This is a genomic window from Paenibacillus tepidiphilus (assembly GCF_008635795.1).
In the GTDB taxonomy this organism is placed as follows: Bacteria; Bacillota; Bacilli; order Paenibacillales; family Paenibacillaceae; genus Paenibacillus_AQ; species Paenibacillus_AQ tepidiphilus.
The window spans coordinates 14,502-33,371 of the sequence record NZ_VWRQ01000027.1 but is presented as its reverse complement, the minus strand read 5'-3'; the positions used below and the strand labels follow the sequence as shown (position 1 = coordinate 33,371).

The window sequence follows — 18,870 nt, the reverse complement described above, 5'->3', positions numbered from 1 at the left end:
TGACGGTGCCTATGCGGAGTGTAACGGCATTTCCCGCTCCGGTTATTGCTATCGTCAATCGGATATTACCCGTCTTGTTAAATAGGCGGCTCCCCCTTTATGCGATGCTCAGTATAAACCGCTTACATTTCTTGTTGGCGAAAAAAATAGACAACCCTGGCCGCTAATAATATTAACGAAACGGGATGCCTATCGCCTTGTCATGTAGGAGGTGTAATTGTCATAAATTGTGTCATAGCCGCTTAAGCCTTGTCAATAGAGAGAATCACATATTTTAACATTAATGCATATTAAAAGCCTTACAGTTATTCAGGTCAAGCAAAAGCCTCTTCTTTCCGGCAAAAGTAGCCGCAGCAGCAGGTTCGCCCAGTGCAGTTGTCTGTCTCTTCAAAAAGCAGCAATGGCCCGATACACCTGGATGAACCGGCTGGGATCAGGCCTGGTGCCTTGAGCAATTCATATTTCTGGGTATATGTGCTTTAATTCCCCTTGCTGGTGTGATGAATTTCCAGCCGCTTCGCTAAGGACAGCACAACGCCAGGAGTAAACGTTTCATACAGTGAATCCCTGCAAAAGGGTTGACATGAAAACTTCTAGGTGTACTGTCCTACCTTTCGTTAGGTGAGCTTGGTTTGTGGATTATGGTCGATTTTTCGCCTACGTTTGCTCTGTCTACCTTCGCTGAAGCCCGTTGTGGTCGGTTTTTAGACTATAATTGATCTGTTCTCCTCCACGGCAAGACAATGTGGTCGATATTTCGCCTACGTTTGTCCTGTTTACCTTCATTTCAGCCCATTGTGGTCGGTTTTTCGACTACAATGGGTCTGTTTTCCTCTACGGCAAGACGATGTGGTCGATTTTTCGCCTACGTTTGCCCTGTTTACCTTCACTGCAGCCCACTGTGGTCGGTTTTTCGACTACAATGGGTCTGTTTTCCTCTACGGCAAGACGATGTGGTCGGTTTTTGGCCTACAATTAGGAATGATCAGCCAGACTGTGCTGTTGGTCGGACTGTTCACAGGAAAGAGATGTAGGCGTATACCACCATTAGATTTGGCTTGGTCAAGGTACTAACACAACGCTTATGGTGCAAATAAAATAATCAGACCAAATGGTTCTCCATATCGACAGGGTGAACTAGTACCCACATATAGTACAGAGCTTTGGCAGCCCGCCCGCGGGTCACTGTCCGCTTAGGTTCGAGTCCGCTCGAAATGGACAGCTCGCCGCGCCGGATTCCCCGTTCTGCACGCAGCAGCCCCAGTTCATACGCCCGCTTGAGCTTCGTTGCCAGCTCCGGCGCAACCGATCCGGTATCGGTCAACTGCGCATAAGACACCAGCGGATAATACATGATGCCCCGGTCGCCGGGTGCCAGGAAAGGATCATATCCGGGATCATCCGGGCCGGTGGCATCACCGTTGTAGTCGGTCATATAGCGCGGTTTCTCCGCGAACCGTGCCTCATAGGCGTCAAGCAGCATCGCGCCCATTGTCTCTCTGGTGAGAGCAGCGGAATTCATATACTGTTCGAGTACTCCGGTTCCCAGACCCATAACCCCGGCCAGTGCGGCGGCAAATTCCGCACCGGAAATGGGGTTTCCGGGATGAAAGCGGCCTGCCGCATCATATTCCAGCACTCCCAGCTGCAGCAGCTTCTCAATCTGGTTGCGGTAATAAGCATCCGGACCGGCTATGGTATCCACGGCAATTTCGGGATACACGCCCGACCAGTTGTTTGATATAGTCGCTTCACGCACAGCCGGCTTCAGGAAGCCGGAAATTTCAGCCGCCACAGGATCACCTTTCACCGCCAGGGCAGCGAAACTGGAGACAATCATCCTTGCGAACTGCTTGGACAGGCTTTCCTTGAAATGGGTGCCGTCATTCTTGCGGGACGGATGTCCTCCCGCGTAGCTGCCGTCGTTGGTCTTGCCCGGCGTCTCTCCGGCTTCGATCGACATGAAGATGGCAGTCGTCGCCTCCGCGCCGATTTCATTGTAATATTCAACGCTGCCCCGGTTCAGGTCAATCAGCGTTATCCCGTGCTGCAGGGCCAGCTCCCGCATGATCTGCGGAAAACGCCGGATACAGAAAGAATCGGTGTAGCCATGCCCTTCCTGCGCACCGCCGTCTACTCTGGACATAGGCGTTACCAGTACAGGGACCAGACCTCTTGCCCGGATAGCAGGCAGGTAGGCATCTTCGAAATAGCTGCGGTACATCTCCTCGGTCGCTCCCCGGCCGAACCGGCGCGCTTCATCCTCTGATTCATCATTATGGCCGAACTGGATCAGCAGGTAATCTCCGATACACCCGGTCATTAGAATGTCGTTCAGACGCCCTTCGTTGTAAGCGCTCTTGAATGAGCGTCCGCCCATGGCATAATTAACGACGTTCACCTTGTTTAAATCGAACAGATTCGGCAGCACCTGCCCCCATCCGCTCATCGGCGCTTCGGCAAAAACATACGATTTCACCGTGGAATCTCCCAGGGTGAAGATCGTCGGCAGACTCTGCGGCAGGCGGGGCTTGGACGGCAGCGGGGCCAGGACGATTTCGGCGACGCCTACCTTCTCTCCCGGCGCGGCAGGCTCAATCTCGACATCCAGATGTTCCCGCCCGTTCACGTAATCATAGCTCCAGCACTGCAGACTGTGCTTCACCTGCGTGCGGTTCGGCACCAGCTTGGCCGCATCCCAGTGTGAGGTGGCCTGCAATTGCGCCATATTCATGCCTGACACAGCAATTGCCGCTTCACCCGAGTCCGGGGTCAGCCTAACCTCTACCCGGTAGGCGCCCGGCGGGGCTTTGACCCGGAAGGCCATGCCGAAACGGTTGTAATGATCGTTCTTTGGGCTGTCATCCTCTTCCGTTGCCCTCTCTGCAATGGTGAATCCGGCAGCTTCCTTTACGATCTCCAAGGTATGAACCCTACGCGGAGGCAGTGCCAGCGTATAGTCGACGAAGCCGAAGCCGTTCCCGGGATCATATAGCGCTGCGCCGTTCATTTCGTTGTAGGGAACAGAAATATAGCCGTCTTTCGGACTGGCGGCAAAATTGAACCTATACAGGCGGCCGGCACCGGTCTGCGGATTATTGACCATTACTGCACTTCTCCGCCTCCAGCAGGGCCATGAGCAGCGGGGCAAGCCCCATCGGCGCATCGCTTACCACCGCTTCGGAAATATAATAATCATAGGAGCCGTTGCGGTCGATGCTCAATCCGGCCCCGTGGCAAATGCTGTTTAAATGGACACCTTTGTCATCCTCGGTCACCAGATGCTGCAGAATCCCGTCATACCCTTTCCACATCGCCTCCCGGAAGGACGGCTCCAGATAACCGAGCCTCAGCCCCTTCGCCATTGCATAGACGAACATGCAGGAGCCGGAGGCTTCGGGATAATTCCCCTTTCGTCCGGCCTGATCGAGCACCTGGTACCATAGTCCGGTGCACTCGTCCTGGACTTTGACAAGTGCCCCCATCATCCGCTGGAATATGCCGATCACCGTTCCCCGCTTCGGATGTGTAACCGGGAAATGCTCCAGGCAATCCACTGCCGCCATCGCATACCAGCCCATCGCCCGGCTCCAGAAATGAGCTGAAAGTCCGGTCAGTGAATCGGCCCACTCCTGCTCCTTCGACTCATCCCAGCCGTGGTACAGCAGGCCGGTGCGCGGATCACGGGTCATGCGCTCAATCAGCAGCAGCTGATGGGCCGCCTCATCGATCAGCTCAGGACGCTGAAAGACCTTGCCGTATTCCGCCAGGAACGGTGAAGCCATATACAGGCCGTCCAGCCACATCTGGAACGGATAGACCTTCTTGTGCCAGAAGCCGCCTTCCGAGGTGCGGGGATGGGAGATCAGCTGGGCCGCCAGCAAATGGGCCGCTTCCGCATAACGCTGTTCTCCCGTTGCGTGGTAAAGCGGAAACAGATTCTTGCCCTGGTTAATCTGATCGAGATTATATTCCTCCAGCCGGTAGGAGCGGATGGTTCCGTCTTCTCCGATGAATGCTTCCATATGCCGCTGCATGAAAGCCGAGTAGTCCGGATTGCCTAGCTGCTCCCCGGCCCGGGACATCGCCAGCAGCAGCATGCCTGGAACGTAAGCCCAGCGCTGCATGATCCATGGATGCACCCCCTGTTCGTTGCACTGGGAAAGAACTGCATCCGCAATTCTACGGGCGATATCTGCGCCCTTCGTTGCTGCCCCTGTCGTTTCCGTTGCGGTCATGTTGATGTACCTCCTCTTTAGTCACGCCAATGCCCGGTACCGCCAGCCTCTGCGGCCAATTGCTGCCGCAGCCAGGCAAACGCCGGTCCGCCGTGTATTTCATGTCCGCCTTCGAAGAAGTCGGCCTCGACTCCCCCCGGCTGCCCCGCCGCACTGTAGATCTGCTCAAGCCGCTCCAGCGCTTCACGCACCCCGGCCGGACCAAATAAATGGTCGTTGGCGCCCGCTTCCAGGAACAGGCCGCGCGGCGCGATCAATCCGAGCAAATCCGGCATTTCCGCTTCCAGCAATATGCCGGGAATATAATTGTCCAGGCAGTGGTTCCGCGCGAGAATGCTGGCCGCAAACGTATTGGCATAGCCGCTGACAACCGCGCAGGCGATGCGCTCATCCAGCGCGGCGGCGAATCCCGCAACGAGTCCGCCGCCCGAGATGCCCATAATGCCGATTCTTCCGCCATCGACCTCTTCGCGCGTCAGCAGGTAATCCAGCGTGCGCATCGTTTCATAGATCCGGTAGCCGGCCATCGTCTGCCCGGCCATCAGCAAGGCGGAGGACAGCCGGAAGCAGGAATTCCTCCCGGGTTCGCCTGCTGCGAGATCCTCCTGCAGCCGCCGGTCACCGAAGCCGAGCACTTCGGGAGCAGCGACCACGAAGCCCTGCCGGACAAGCGAGACGGCAAAATCCTTGTGCAGCCCCGGCTCACCCCGCCGCTCCGCCCCATCCGGCTCCAGCCCGACGATCTCCCGGCTGCCGTAGCCATGGCCATGGATGGCCAGCACGGCAGGCGCAGGAGACAGCAGCGGCTGCTGTGGAAGCAGCAGATACAGCGGCATCCGCAGCCCATCATAGGTGGTGATCTCTAGGCGTTCACGGCGGTAGCCGTCACATTCCGTCCGCTCCAGCAGCTTCACCTGAGTAGCGGGTGGGACTGCCGGAAATCCGCCAAGCCGTTCGGTGAAGCGGGCCACGAGTTCAGCCCGCCATTTCGTGAATGAAGTCTCTGTCTGAAAGGCTGACCGGTGCGTCACCCCGCCTGTCAGACGGCTCATGTATTGTTCCAAAGAACCCACGTTATTGCCTCCTTATGTAGCAAGTATGCGGTTACGTCTGCTCCCTCAGTAGCCCTCGGGATGCCAGCCGTCCAGCACCTTGATAACCCGGTAGTCCGCAGCTTCCTCCGCCGTCAGCTGGCGTGACCATGGCACCCGGGCTTCCGGAGCGGCTCCGGGCCCGCTGCTGCCGAACTCCTCATACCGGCTCGTCGTCTCGCGGTCCGGCTGCCCCCAATTATGCCAGCCCTCCGCAAGAATCGAACCGTCGATTACCGTGCGGATAAAGGCAACATGGGCATAAGGACGCCACGGCCGGCCAAGAAATATCTCACCGGAGCCTTCTTCGCTGGTAATTCTACAATCCAGGAACACGTATCCGTAAGGCGTGCCTTCCGGCGTAGATGCGGCAGTAATATATCCCCTGGAGCGCTTGTTGTGCAGCTGACAGCGGTCGAACACCGCAGTTGCCGGGCCAAAGATATAGTCGACATCCCCTTCGATATAGCAGTCGTTATAATAGTGCTTGCCTTTGCCCGTATAAAGCGTATCCTGGTCGCCAAGCAGCCGTACGCGGCGGAACACGGCGTATCCGGCATCGACAAATGCGGCTACCGCCTGCCCTGTTCCGGGACCCGAGGCGTTCCGGATCGTTACATTCTCCGCCGTAAAATGCTCGGCGAACACATTCAATGTTCCGGAACGGAAGGTTCCGAGCGGTTGCCCGTCCGGACCCAGCGTGTGGGCATTGTCCGACCAGCTGATGATGGTCGTGGCCGCATCATCGCCAAGCAGCAGAATCGGCGGGGCATCCGCCTGAACCGTAACTTTCTCCTCGTAGACTCCCGGCCTGATCCGGATGGTCACCGGGGTCTGCTCTCCTTGCGGAATGGAATCCAGCGCTTTCTGCAGGCTGCTGTAGCCTTCGTGCTCTTTTTTGGAAACTGTAATCAGCATCATTTATGGGCTCCTTTCCTGTCTGCCTGAGTTTATTCTATAATAATATCAATTGTCTCTAGGAGAAGAGGTACTAAATTTATGTCCAGCATAAGCAGTCCTAACCCCAAATATTATCTGGAGGACGGACGGTTCAGCATCCAGCATATGAAACGCAAGGGAATCACCGCCATGCCGCGCCCGCACAGCCATGAGCTGATGGAGCTGTATTACCTGTGCGAAGGTGAGCGGGTCTACTTCGTGGACGACCGCGTCGTGACGGTCCACAAAGGCGAGCTGATCCTTATTCCTTCCCGGCAGCTGCATGCGACGGCCAGCTCGGAGATCGCCGAGTTCGAGCGGATTCTCATTAACTATGATCCGCTGCTCCTGCCGCCGCCGCTGCGGGATGAACCGCTCTGGTTCCACCGGCGCGGCTACCGCTTGTTCCGGCTGACGCTGCGCGAGCAAGATGAAGCGCAGCAGCTGTTAAGCCGCATGCTGGAGGAATGCCGCGCCGCCAGACCTTATCACGAGGCCTGCACCGTTGCCCTCTTCACCGAGCTGATGATCCTCCTGCAGCGCTCGGAGGGCCTGCAGCAAGGCGGAGCACCGAAGCATCCGCTGCATCATCTGGTGACGGATGTAGCCACCTACATCCGCGAGCATTACCGTGAAGGCTTGACGCTGGAAGAGACGGCCGGCCATTTCTTCATCAGCCCGTCTTACCTGAGCCGCGTGTTCCACCGGCTGACCGGCTTCCACTTCCGTGAATATATCGTCCATATCCGGGTCAGAGAGGCGGAACGCCTGCTGGCCGGCTCGGCGGCGAAGATTCAGGAGATCGCTTCCGCCGTCGGCTTCGAGCATCTTTCGCATTTCAACAAGACCTTCAAGAAAGCAACCGGCATTACTCCGCTCCAGTACCGGAAGCAGGCGAAATCCCTGCCTCCGGCCCGGGCGGAGGAATGAACCGGGCGGTTTATTGCCCGGAAGCCGCCAGCGCTCCCGAGTTCGTAATCGTGACGTTGCGGCAGTGACGGGTCTCTACCGGCGGCATCGCCTGTGCTTGAAGCTCAACATCGTTCAGCAGGATGCCATCGGCATGCCGCAGAATAATTCCGCGGCGGGCCGCAGCACGGAGCCCGTCAACGGTCAGATTCGCCAGCGGCATTTCCGGCAGCCCGTTGACGAGCAGTGCCGTTGCGGCTCCGCTGCAGACGATATTCTTCAGGGTAATGTCCCGGAAGCACGGCGTCTCCTCCGTTACCGGATACACCTCGTCATCATTTCCTTCCGAGCCTTCCACGCCTGCATAGAACAGGTGGAAGGATACCCCTTCATGGACAATATCCTTCATCAGGATGTTCTCCATCACAATATCCTCCACCACGCCTCCCCGGCCGCGCGTGCTCTTGAAGCGCAGGCCGATATCCGTGCCGTTGAACACGCAATCGCTGACCCGCACGGCACGGACGCCGCCGGACATTTCACTGCCGATGACTACGCCGCCATGGCCGTGATACACTGTGCAATGCCGGACCGTAATATACTGGCACGGCAGCCCCATTCTCCGGCCTTCCTCATCCTTGCCCGATTTCAGACAGATTGCGTCGTCGCCGACATCAAAGGTACTGAATTCGACCAGCGCGTTCGTGCAGGATTCCAGATCCAGCCCGTCCCCGTTCTGTGAATACCAGGGGTTGCGGACCTGAACCTTGCGGATCGTAACCTCCTCACAGCCGAGCGGGTGCAGACACCATGCCGGCGAGTTCTGGAAGGTCGGCCCTTCCAGCAGCACACGGACACAGTGCCGCAGGCTGAGCAGCGCCGGGCGGAGGTACGCCCGGGCCGGCAGATAGGCCTCCGCCGAGATCTCCCCCTTGGCGCGCAGTGCTTTGCAGACTGCCTCACCCTCCAGCGCTTCACGGCTCGGCCACCAGATCTCGCCGGGCTCATCCAGCGCGCCGCCGGAATCCGTCAGCGCTCTCCACTGCTGCGCGGTCATTTTGAAGCGCTTGACCGGTCGCCACCCCTCACCGCCGCCGTCGAAGATTCCCTCGCCGGTAATCGCCACATCACTCAGCCGGTCCCCGTCCAGCGGCGCCTGGCAGCGCCAGCCGGAGTTGCCCTCATAATGGGAAGTAACCAGCGGGTAGAGCCGGTAATCCGGGTCGAATTGCACCAGCGCTCCGCGTTCCAGATGCAGGTTGATCCGGCTGCGCAGTGTGAGCGGCCCGGTGCTCCAAATGCCCGCCGGAATAACCACTCTGCCGCCGCCGTCCCCGGCACAGGCATCAATTGCCGCTTGAATGGCCGCTGTGCATAGCGACATTCCGTCTCCGGATGCGCCGTAATCCGTCACGTTCACCGTGAGTCCGGGAATCTGCGGCAGTTCGGGCACCGGATACTTATCGGTTTGCAGATTTGTGTCCATTCCTTCAGCTCCTCCTATTCCAGTCCTTCATAGCTGAACCAGTCGAAGTCGGCATGATTGCCGCTGTCTGCGCCCTGCGAGCTGGCATACAGACCGATGTAAGCTCCGGTGAACCCGCCGGCCAGATCGGTACTGAGTACACGGCCGTCGGCATTTGCGTACAGCCCCGTCCATTTGCTGCTTTCATTCTCCCTGTAGTAGAAGCTGTACTCCTGTCCCTGGGCTTCGACCTTGAACTGAATATGGCCTTTCGTCCATGGGATGGCCGCAAGCACCTGCTCATCGCCGCGGCTGCGGATCGACAGCGACAATGTGGACTCGCCTTCCAGCAGCCCAAGCTCCAGGCGGAAATGATTGTCCGCATTCTGGAACAGGACGACGCCGGCCACTTCGCCATCGCCGGCAGGTGTGAAGACCATATCGGCCGCCGCGCGGAAGCTGAGATGCTGCTGGCGCCTTGCGACCAGCGAAGGATTGGCGATATCGGTCAGCCGCTCCGGTCTCAGGTGCAGCCGCAGGCTTCCCGGCTGCTCGCTCAGGCTCCAGAATTCACTGCGCGGCGTCCGCAGGAAGTTCCAGGCCAGCGATAATGCCGGGCCGTCGAACTCATCGCGGGCAGGCAGCTGCAGCCAGGTTGTCTCCGGCAGGTCGGGAGCGGGCGACTCGAACTCAAGCACACCTTTGCCCGGATTGACCACCGGCCATTCATTCTCCCACTTCACAGGCGTAAGGAAGGTCTCGCGGCCGAGGTTGCGGTAATAGCCGCCTCTGGTCCGTGAAGCAAGGCAGAACATCCACCAGTCACCATGCTGGGTCTCCACCAGTTCCCCGTGGCCTACGTTCACAATCGGGTAGTCCCGGCCCAGATGGCGGTGGGTCAGAATCGGATTCGATTTATGGCCCTCGTAGGGTCCGGCTACGTTTCTGCTGCGGGCGATGGTAATCGCATGCGTATGGCCGGTGCCGCCCTCGGCAATCAGTACATAATACCAGTCGCCGATCTTATAGACATGCGGCCCTTCCTGGGCATGGCCCACCTTGAGGGCGCCCTGCCAGATGCTGAGCTTCTCGCCGACCAGCTTGCCTGACTGCAGGTCGATTTCCTGCAGCCAGATATCCATATGCTTCGGATAATCCTGGCCTTCCGGAGGAACGCGGTTCCCGGTGTAATAGACCTTGCCGTCTTCATCGAAGAAGAGCGAAGGGTCGATGCCCGGCGCATCCTCCAGCCAGACCGGGTCGGACCATTCTCCGGCCGGATCGGTTGCTGTTACATAGAAATTATGCGTGTCTTTGTTGTTGTCGACAAAGGTAGTAATCATATAGAATACGCCGTCATGGTAACGGAGCGTCGGGGCCCAGATACCCATGGAAGGAAGTGTTCCATCGAGATTAAGCTGGAATGGCCGGTCCAGGATATGGCCCAGCTGGCGCCAGTTCACCAGATCTTTACTGTGGAAGATCGGTACACCGGGGAAGAATTCAAAGCTCGAAGTGACCAAATAGTAATCTTCACCGACGCGGATCGCGGACGGATCGGGGTAGAAGCCGGGCAGAATGGGATTGCGGAATGTTCTCAAAATGTGTAGCCTCCTTGGGCGCGAATGACGCGGCTGATATGTAAGCACCACCAATTATAGTTCGTACAAATGTAACTTTCTTGTATTTTTCATGTTCGATTTATTGTTTTTTATACTTTCATGCTCTATTGGCGTAATTTAGGTGCTTGTCAGTGTTTACCTTGCCGCTCTAGAATAGGTGTAGTAGGATTGTTGTGAAGGGGCGATCACCATGAGAAAGAACAAGAAGCTGTACACCCGCTTTTTTCTGAGTTTGACCATGATTGCAGTGTGCAGCATACTGGTGCTGGCCGTTGCGATCTTTTTCTGGTACCGGAATATTACGATTAATAATGTTAATAAAGCCAATCAGAGCGTGCTGCTCAATACTGAAACCGTTTTTATGAATTATAAAGATATTGTCCAGAACTACACCATGGACTTCTACGCCAACCCCAATATCAATGCACTGATGATGAGCGGGGATACCGGCTGGAGCGACCAGCTGTACAGTGCCCTTAGCCAGATCCGCGGCGCGCTGGTGGTCAATCCCTATCTGGAGAACGCATATATCTTCGGCATCGACAAGCCCGTAGCCATGTTCGAAAATATGCCGCTGAGTCCTGCTTCCAAGGAAGAGCTGTCCCTGCGGGTCCAGGATAGCCGCATTGTGGAATCTCCGTTCCTCTGGCAGGCCACCACGAATAACGGCAGTCCTGTTACATTAATGACTGTGTTCTATAATGACCGCGCTTTTGAGGACAGTGCTTATTACGGGGCGGTGGCGATTACCGTCAACCTGTCCAAGCTGCAAAATAATCTCTTCTCGCAGGAAGACAGCGAATCCACACGTTATAAGGTACTTGGCGAGGATGGAGCGGTGCTGATGCACAGTCCGGGCGGCGGTGCGGTAGAGACGGATATGATGGAGCAGATTGTGGCCTCGGGTGAGATGCAGGGCTCCTTCATCTCCCAAGGGAGCGGTGAACCGCAGCTCATCACCTATGTGCATTCCGCCAGGGACGACTTGTGGTTCGTCTCGGAGACTCCCTACAAAGACAGCATCCGCGACATCTCCAGTGCCCGCAACCTGATGATAGCGCTCTGTCTGGGGCTGACGGCTGCCGCTGCCGCAACCGCTTATTTGATCTCCCGGCGGATTTATCAGCCGATCGGACGGATTTTCGGCAACATCGTACATATGTCAGGCAACGAAAATGCGCTGAAGGGCAGCGATTACAACGCGGTCAGCCAGGAGCTGGAGACCATTGGGGCGCGGCTGGCACAGCTCCGGAAGGAGAACAACGACAGCGCCCTGATGCGCTGGCTGCAGGCTCCCGGCGGCATTCCCGATCAGAGCGGCGAGCCTGTCCATCTGAATGTAGCGGGCGGCTCCTACTGTGTCTGCGTGCTGTCCATGCATGCCCGGGGCGAAGCCGGTGATTTGAGTACAGCCTGCGAGGCATTCCTGGAGAGCCTGCATCTTGGCTTCGCGGAATGGGCGGATATCCGCACGTTCCGGCCGCATCAGCATGCGGCAGTGCTCATTGTCAGCGAGCTGCAGCCTGGCTGCTTCGACGATTACGCGCTGTTCCGCAGCCGGTGGGATCAGCTTGAGCTTGCCTCCGCCGCCTCCGGGCTGCACTATGCCCTGGGCATCAGCGGGCTGACGGACGATGCTGCGCTGCTCAAGCAGAAATACGATGAAGCTTCCGAATGCCAGCGTTATGTAAAGTTCCATGAGCATCGCTCCGTGATCTTTGCCGACGATATCATTCACCTCAACAGCAGCCCGGTACAGGGCAGCACCATGGAACCGGTGCTGCAGGCGGTAAGGCAGCAGGATCAGAGCGACCATATCCGGCAGGCGGTAGAACGGCTGCTCGCGGTCGCCTGCAGCTACCGTGCGGAATCCGCTACCGTGCTGCTGGCGAAGCTGGCCTTTGAACTGGGCCGGACCGCAGAGGTGAAAGCGGACACCCGCGATTCCGGCTTCGTAGATTGTTACCAGCAAATCTGGCGGATGGAGAGCTACAATGAACTGCGCGGCTGGCTGGAGGACTGCTGTTATTCAGCCCGCGAACGGCTGGTGCATATGGACACGCTGCAGACCCGCAGCCTGGCCGGGGAAGCCGTTCAATATATCAGCCAGCATTACAATGATCCGAAGCTGTCTCTGAATGCCTTGGCCGAGAAGCTGGCGATCAGCCCGGCCTATCTGAGCCGCCTGATCGCCGACGAGACCGGCAGCAGCTTCCCCGACCTGGTCAATCTGCAGCGGCTGGAGCAGGCGCAGAAGCTGCTCGTGGGCGACCTGTCGCTGGACATCCGCGAAATTGCCGAGCAGGTGGGCTATAACAGCAGCACCTACTTCACCACCCAGTTCAAGAAGCGCTACGGCGTTACGCCGTCCAAGTGGCGGATGAACCATATTTTGCAGCAGCAGGAATAGTTGTCTGAAATATCAATGAAGCTTCAGGGATACTTAGCGCCGCGCCATGCGGTGGAGTATCCCTGTTTGTGTTTGTCTTTTTTGGATGGAAAATGCATGATAGACCGCGGGTTCGCTGCTTGGTGAGTGCAATTGGTGCACTCCTCCACTGGAGAGGGCCTTTGCTCAACGTTTGGTGGGAGCTTCGACTGCTAACGGGGAGGCCTTTGCTCAATGTTTGGTGGGAGCTTCGACTGCTAACGGGGAGGCCATGCTCAACGTTTGGTGGGAGCTGTGAGGAGTTCTCTGGGTTCCACTAAACTTCACTGGGCTTCACGGGACTTCACTGGGCTTCACGGGACTTGACTGAAGCTCCACTCGGCAGATTAATTAGTCTCTTCCAGCAGCCCCACTCCATTACTCCACCCCGCCAACCGTTCCGCCTCCCCCCACACGCCCGCCCGCGCTAAGCGTCTCACTCCATTAATCCACCTGTTCCAAGCAACCATGTCTGCTTTCGTTAACCGCTCCACCCTACCCGCCCGAGCTAACCATCAACTCCATTACTCTGCCCCTCCCTCAGCACCCCCTCCTGTAACCGAACCCCCGTATTATCAGCACTCAGCGCAGAAAAATGATGTCTTTTACGTTTTTTTAAGCTCCGGTTTTACGGTTTTTTTAAACTTTTCCCGTTTATTTTGGTAGCGTTTTCACGCTTTGCGGCAGTATGCTGTGGCATGTAGAGGCGGTTCCCCGGATTCGCTCGGTTCGAGGGGGCACACACAAATGAACACGCTAACATTAAAGGAGTGGACCATCAATGATGCAAGAGGCTACGCCGGTGAAGCCGGGCGGGCAGATCGTGAAGACGCGGGTGTCCAAGACAGGCCGCATCGGAAAATCCCTAAAGAAGGACGGATCCCTGTACCTGCTCGCCTTGCCTGGAATCATTATTCTGATCTTGTTTGCTTATCTGCCGATGAGCGGCCTGATCCTCGTCTTCAAGAATTACAATTTTAACGACGGGATCTTCGGCAGTCCCTGGGCGGGATTATCCAACTTCGAATTTTTCTTCTCCAGTATGGAGGACGCGATGCGGGCGACGCGAAATACGGTCATGCTCAATGTGCTGTATATGGCGACCGGGACTTTTTTCTCCGTAGCTATCGCCATTATTCTGAACGAGCTTCGCAGCAAGTGGTTCGTCAAAATCACGCAAAGCGTCATGTTCTTCCCGTATTTCATTTCCTGGATCATTATCGGCGCCATCCTCTTCTCCCTGCTTGACTATGACAAAGGGATCATGAACCAGATGTTCTCCGCGCTTGGCCTTGGCCAGGTCGACTGGTATTCCAGCCCGTGGCTGTTCGTCATTGTAATGGTGCTGGCGAATATCTGGAAAAGCGCGGGCTACGGCGCCATCATCTACTATTCCGTGCTGCAGGGGATTGATACCTCCTTCTATGAAGCAGCGCGGATCGACGGCGCCTCCCGGTGGCAGATCATAACCAAGATTACGGTGCCGATGCTCATTCCTTCCATTATTCTGATGTCGCTGCTCAATATCGGGGGAATGCTCAAGGGCGATCTCAGTATGGTTATGGGCGTCACCTTCCTCAACCCGCTGCTGCTGCCGACAACCGACATCATCGATGTGTATGTCTACCGTACAGCCATACGGTCCGGTGAATTCGGCTTCGCATCCGCCATTACGCTCTACCAATCCGTCTTTGGCTTCATTCTGGTGCTGGTCGCCAACAAGCTGGCCGGCTGGTATGACAAAGACAGCAAACTATTTTAGGAGACGAAAAGCATGCAAACTACCGAAAACAAAGGATTACTCATTTTCTTCTACGTCTGTATCGCCGTATTCTCCGTCGTTTGTCTGGTCCCGTTCGTGCTGGCGGTCTCCGGCTCGCTGTCCACGGAATCACGGATTGCGGCGGAAGGCTACTCCTTCTGGCCGCGCGGCTTCACGCTGGAGACGTACCAGTTCCTGTTCGGCTCGAAGGCGGAGCAAATCCTCCGGGCGTATTCCATGTCGGTGCTCGTAACCGTGCTCGGTACGGCCTCCGCAGTCCTGGTGACCACCGCTTATGCCTATGTCGTTTCCGTCAAAAGCTTCCGCTTCAAGAATGTGCTGGCCTTCTTCGCTTATTTCACGATGCTGTTCAGCGGTGGTACGCTGCCCTGGTATCTGCTCAGCACCAAATACTATCATCTCGATGACAAGCTGATCGGCCTGTTCGTCCCTTATCTGCTGAGTGTGTTCCTGATGTTCCTGATGACCAACTATTTCCGCAGTATCCCGCATGAAATTGTGGAGTCGGCGGAGATCGACGGTGCCGGACATATGCGCATCTTTTTCAGCATTATGATTCCGCTCGGCCGGGTGGGACTGGTCACCATCTCCCTGTTCTACGCGCTGCAGTTCTGGAATGACTTCTATCTGCCGCTGATGCTGGTCTCCGATCAGGAGCTCTATACGATACAGTATTTAATGTACAACATGATGGCGAACATCCAGTTCCTTGCTTCGGGCAATGCCGCACAGGTGGGTGGCGCCATCATCGCACCGCCGCTGGAGACTGCCAAGATGGCTATGACCTGCTTGACTGTTCTGCCGATCGCGATTCTCTATCCGTTCCTCCAGCGCTTCTTCGTCAAAGGCATTATCGTCGGATCGGTCAAAGGCTGATCCTGCACCATTCATAACCACTTTATGGTTGCACCAGGCTAAGGTCTCCCTCCTGCCGGTATTCCTGTAGTACAATGGCAGTAAGGGAGCCAGCCTTTGCAATAGATATCGATTCCAATTCAGGAGGGTTCATCATGACAAAAAAAGGTTGGTTCAGTCTGCTCCTCGCCACTTCTTTCCTGCTCAGTGCCTGTTCGCAGGGCAACAATGAAAGCGCTAACGGCAACAACAGCAGCCCAGGGTCCGCAAGCCCGTCCGCAGAAAACGGTACAGAGGCAGGCAGTGACCTCGCTCCCGCCAAGCTGAAGATCGTACTGTACGGCGACGAGTCGAACCGGATGAAAGAGCTGGCCAAGACGGAGTTCTACGATGTGGTAAAAGAAGAGATCAATGCCGAGGTTGAATTTCAATTCCTGCCCTGGACAGAATATGCCGGCGGCAAGACCGACCTGATGCTGTCCACAGGCGAAGATTTCGCTACTTATACCGACTCCAACTATATGGTCAAATCCGTGGCCAAGGGTCTATACACCGATCTCACCCCTTATGTGGATGCGGCTGCCGATCTGGGCAAGAATGTGGACGAGGCTTCCTTCAAGGCCTTCCAGCTCGGCGGCAAGCAATATGCCATTCCGGTCGGCAACAAGCCGAACTCTGCGGAATTCTACAGCGTACTGGTGCGACAGGATCTGCTCGAAGAGGTCGGTATGACCGAGGTCACCTCGCTGACACAGCTTGAGGAATTCTACGATAAAACGCACGCGGCCCATCCGGAGCTGGTCGGCTTCGCCGGCACAGACGCCCGCCGTATGCTGCTATATGATTACACCGACAAGAACCTGTATTGGCAAAATGAATTCATTGCCCTCGACGAGGCTGCCCAGGACGATCAAATCATCAGCTGGTTTGAGAGCGAGGATTTCAAGAACTATGCCAATCTGATGCGCGGCTGGTACGACAAAGGCATCATTCCGAAATATGCGGCCACCAATACACCGCAGCTGCAATCTGACTGGAATTCCGGCAAAGCCATGATCTGGTCCGGCACGGCCGCCCGTCCGTTTGAAGGCGCGGCAACGATCTCACAGGCGGTTCCGGATGCGAAGCTGGTCAACTACTTCCTGGGCGAAGGACGTCCGAAGATCAGCCGCGGCACCTACAGCAGCGCATTCTTCGTCTCGGCGGCGGCCAAGGACCCGGAACGTTATGTCATGTTCTTCAACCTGCTGCAGAAGAATCAGGAGCTGTACGATCTGTTCGCTTACGGCATTGAAGGCACGGATTTCACCTTGGATGAGAACGGCCGTCTGACCAAGCTGACGACCGATGCGCTGATCCCGGACTGGCTGCTCATGAACAAGAACTTTATGCGCTTTGACAATACCGTTCCCGATGATTTCATCGCCGAATATAAGGCCTGGGATGACGGCGCCATTATCTCCAAGGGAGCGGGCTTCAACTTTGATAATACTCCGGTCAAGAATGAAGAAACGAAGCTGAACGGCGTGTTCACCGAATACATGGCACCGATCGGCAGCGGCTTTGTCGATTACGAAACCGCTTATCCGAAGGCGCTGGAGCGTCTCAAGTCAGCAGGCATCGATAAATACATCGCCGAATACCAGAAGCAGTTCTCGGAATGGTACGCAGGCAAGCAGCAATAATCCACAGGGAGTGCGGAATCAGATATGATCTATAAAAATGTGGAACTGTACAATGTGCAGGACTTGATTGAGGAACCGGAGCACGGCGGCTTTCTGCTCAGCCGCCTCCCGGCCGGGGTGCGCTCCGGGGTTAACAGCGGAGCGCAATACGCCTGCCTGTCCGGCAGCGGCGCTGAGCTGCGTTTCCGGCTCATCGGCCATTCAGTCACCTTCGTTCTGGCCCGCGATGCCGTCCCGGACGCCGTCTCCCCCGCCGGTATCTGCGAAGTGTATCAGGGCGGATTCCAGGGCTCCTACCATTTATCGCCCAAGGTCATTACGACGGAGCCTACCCGGGTAACGATTACCCGGCAAAGCCTGGAATCCCTGCTTCCCGTCCAGCATAAGGATCAATACCCTTATGATCCCGAGCTAATCCGGGTGCTGCTGCCTTACGACTGGGCCAACCGGCTGTATGATATCGAGGGCGACGTCGCCCCGCCGCTCCCCGGCCAGGTTCCGGAGCAGCGCTACCTCGCTTACGGCTCATCGATCACGCACGGCGGCAGCGCGTCCGTCCATTCGGCGGCTTACGCCAGCCGTCTGGCCCGCAAGCTCGGCATGGATCTGATCAATCTCGGCATGGCCGGCAGCGCACAGATGGATGCGGCTATGGCGGAGTACATCGCCGGGCGGAGCGATTGGGACATTGCCACGCTGGAAATGGGCGTCAATGTAACGGACTGGCCGCTGGAACGGTTCCGGGAAGCTGCAGAGTCCTTCGTTGGCCGTATCGCCGACGCCCATCCGGACCAGTGGATTTTCTGCACGGATATCTTCCGCAACTATAACGACTACAAGGCAGAGAGCATCAATACCGGCTTCCGGGACACGGTCCGGGAGATTGTGCAGAAGCTTAACCGGCCGAAGCTGGTTTATCTGAACGGCTACGATCTGCTGACCGCCGGCAGCGGGCTCTCTTCCGACGGCCTGCATCCGTCGGACAGCGGCTTCGCAGAGATTGCGGAGCAGCTGCACCGCCGGATAACGGAGATTGTGCAGCAGGCAGGGTCCTGAGCTAAATGAAGCAGTACCATGTAAATAAAGTGGCGCTAATCGAATGAGCTTGCTGAAATCTAAAAAGACAAAACTAATGAGTGATTCTCCACCTATTCGCTGTGAACGGCTGCGTTTGACGTACGATCAAACGAACGCTGCTCCTCCATTTTACAACGCGTCGGGTGTTACTCTCGCTCAACTTATCTAGTGAAGAAGCTGCTCCTCAGCCTTTTTATGGCTTGGGGAGCAGCTTCTTTTTGCAGACGGGCATCAGATATTGAATCTATTGCAAGCTATATAAGTTGAACTTAAGATTTGGCTGAATAAGGCCGGAAAGTGTATGAAGAACGAAAAGCAACCCCTATTCAATAAGGATAAATGTATTTCGTACAACTATTTGTTAGGTATGCACCCATTTTTGAAGGATAGATGTGTTTTGTGCAACTAAAATCAGCATATAGGGAACAAATTGCCTAAAAGCAAGAAAATAGATGTACGAAATGCAACTATTGCCGGGAGACGGCCAGTTTAGATGGATATAGTTGTACAAACTGCAATTAGCAGCTTTGCAGCGGTTAGTGAGGTCATGAAGAGCTTGTTATTTCATTGCGGCTGATGGCTTCTGAAAGGCAAACTCCAGTTGGAAAATCGCCAATTGATTGGACCTGTGTGGAGGATAATCACGATCTGCATTTCAGCAGCTTAAAACGATGACAGCCCGTGCTCCGCCTATCAGCTTTACTGCGGAAAGCCATCAGGCGGAGGCCGAAACCGCAACAAGCGGTATAAATCAAGAAATCTACGGACGGGAAACGGC

General features: G+C 56.3%; 12 protein-coding genes. 6 read left to right on the top strand and 6 right to left on the bottom strand.

Translation table 11 applies throughout. The features are described from left to right. Positions 1-1,102: 1,102 nt before the first annotated feature. Genes F1379_RS25730 through F1379_RS25715 form a run of 4 tightly spaced genes read right to left on the bottom strand, consistent with a single transcriptional unit; the run spans position 1,103 to position 6,250 of the window. Entirely contained in the window at positions 1,103-3,106 is a 2,004-nt protein-coding gene (locus tag F1379_RS25730; RefSeq protein WP_162551288.1) for a GDSL-type esterase/lipase family protein, read from the bottom strand. Beyond that, positions 3,096-4,238, bottom strand: coding sequence for a glycoside hydrolase family 88/105 protein (locus F1379_RS25725; protein WP_150275334.1), 1,143 nt, complete (start codon positions 4,236-4,238; stop codon positions 3,096-3,098). Before F1379_RS25725 ends, F1379_RS25730 begins: the two co-directional genes overlap by 11 nt. Positions 4,239-4,255: 17 nt before the next feature. Further along, a complete protein-coding gene (locus F1379_RS25720) occupies positions 4,256-5,311 on the bottom strand; it encodes an alpha/beta hydrolase family protein (protein WP_150275333.1) in 1,056 nt (351 codons plus the stop codon). Positions 5,312-5,356: 45 nt separating this feature from the next. Continuing rightward, entirely contained in the window at positions 5,357-6,250 is an 894-nt protein-coding gene (locus F1379_RS25715; RefSeq protein WP_239004812.1) for a pectinesterase family protein, read from the bottom strand. Between the two features lie 78 nt (positions 6,251-6,328). Here F1379_RS25715 and F1379_RS25710 point away from each other — a divergent pair, with 78 nt between their 5' ends. Continuing rightward, positions 6,329-7,198, top strand: a complete 870-nt coding sequence (locus F1379_RS25710; RefSeq protein ID WP_150275332.1) for a helix-turn-helix transcriptional regulator — start codon at positions 6,329-6,331, stop codon at positions 7,196-7,198. A gap of 10 nt (positions 7,199-7,208) precedes the next feature. On the opposite strand, the gene F1379_RS25705 is transcribed toward F1379_RS25710, so the two are convergent. After that, positions 7,209-8,663: a glycoside hydrolase family 28 protein gene (locus F1379_RS25705; protein ID WP_150275331.1), complete on the bottom strand. Its 1,455-nt coding sequence runs from the start codon at positions 8,661-8,663 to the stop codon at positions 7,209-7,211. 14 nt (positions 8,664-8,677) lie between these two features. Further along, positions 8,678-10,243 (bottom strand): glycoside hydrolase family 43 protein, encoded by a 1,566-nt coding sequence (locus F1379_RS25700; protein ID WP_150275330.1) that lies wholly within the window; start codon positions 10,241-10,243, stop codon positions 8,678-8,680. A 211-nt stretch (positions 10,244-10,454) separates the two neighbouring features. Between F1379_RS25700 and F1379_RS25695 the strand changes: the two genes are divergently transcribed. From F1379_RS25695 to F1379_RS25675, 5 genes are all read left to right on the top strand, one after another. Then, positions 10,455-12,674, top strand: coding sequence for a helix-turn-helix domain-containing protein (locus F1379_RS25695; protein WP_150275329.1), 2,220 nt, complete (start codon positions 10,455-10,457; stop codon positions 12,672-12,674). 799 nt (positions 12,675-13,473) lie between these two features. Continuing rightward, the gene (locus F1379_RS25690) at positions 13,474-14,454 is read left to right on the top strand and encodes an ABC transporter permease (protein ID WP_150275328.1); all 981 of its coding nucleotides are present in this window, start codon (positions 13,474-13,476) and stop codon (positions 14,452-14,454) included. A gap of 12 nt (positions 14,455-14,466) precedes the next feature. Continuing rightward, positions 14,467-15,351, top strand: coding sequence for a carbohydrate ABC transporter permease (locus F1379_RS25685; protein ID WP_150275327.1), 885 nt, complete (start codon positions 14,467-14,469; stop codon positions 15,349-15,351). Positions 15,352-15,485: 134 nt separating this feature from the next. Beyond that, entirely contained in the window at positions 15,486-17,015 is a 1,530-nt protein-coding gene (locus F1379_RS25680) for an ABC transporter substrate-binding protein (protein WP_162551287.1), read from the top strand. Positions 17,016-17,039: 24 nt separating this feature from the next. Next, the gene (locus F1379_RS25675) at positions 17,040-18,071 is read left to right on the top strand and encodes an SGNH/GDSL hydrolase family protein (protein WP_150275325.1); all 1,032 of its coding nucleotides are present in this window, start codon (positions 17,040-17,042) and stop codon (positions 18,069-18,071) included. The last annotated feature ends 799 nt before the right edge of the window (positions 18,072-18,870 follow it).

Excerpts from the sequence above, each read along its gene's own strand:
- F1379_RS25730 (WP_162551288.1), bottom strand. The coding sequence starts at position 3,106 with ATGGTCAATAATCCGCAGACCGGTGCCGGCCGCCTGTATAGGTTCAAT.
- F1379_RS25725 (WP_150275334.1), bottom strand. The coding sequence starts at position 4,238 with ATGACCGCAACGGAAACGACAGGGGCAGCAACGAAGGGCGCAGATATC.
- F1379_RS25715 (WP_239004812.1), bottom strand. The coding sequence starts at position 6,250 with ATGATGCTGATTACAGTTTCCAAAAAAGAGCACGAAGGCTACAGCAGC.
- F1379_RS25710 (WP_150275332.1), top strand. The coding sequence starts at position 6,329 with ATGTCCAGCATAAGCAGTCCTAACCCCAAATATTATCTGGAGGACGGA.
- F1379_RS25705 (WP_150275331.1), bottom strand. The coding sequence starts at position 8,663 with ATGGACACAAATCTGCAAACCGATAAGTATCCGGTGCCCGAACTGCCG.
- F1379_RS25695 (WP_150275329.1), top strand. The coding sequence starts at position 10,455 with ATGAGAAAGAACAAGAAGCTGTACACCCGCTTTTTTCTGAGTTTGACC.
- F1379_RS25690 (WP_150275328.1), top strand. The coding sequence starts at position 13,474 with ATGATGCAAGAGGCTACGCCGGTGAAGCCGGGCGGGCAGATCGTGAAG.
- F1379_RS25685 (WP_150275327.1), top strand. The coding sequence starts at position 14,467 with ATGCAAACTACCGAAAACAAAGGATTACTCATTTTCTTCTACGTCTGT.
- F1379_RS25680 (WP_162551287.1), top strand. The coding sequence starts at position 15,486 with ATGACAAAAAAAGGTTGGTTCAGTCTGCTCCTCGCCACTTCTTTCCTG.
- F1379_RS25675 (WP_150275325.1), top strand. The coding sequence starts at position 17,040 with ATGATCTATAAAAATGTGGAACTGTACAATGTGCAGGACTTGATTGAG.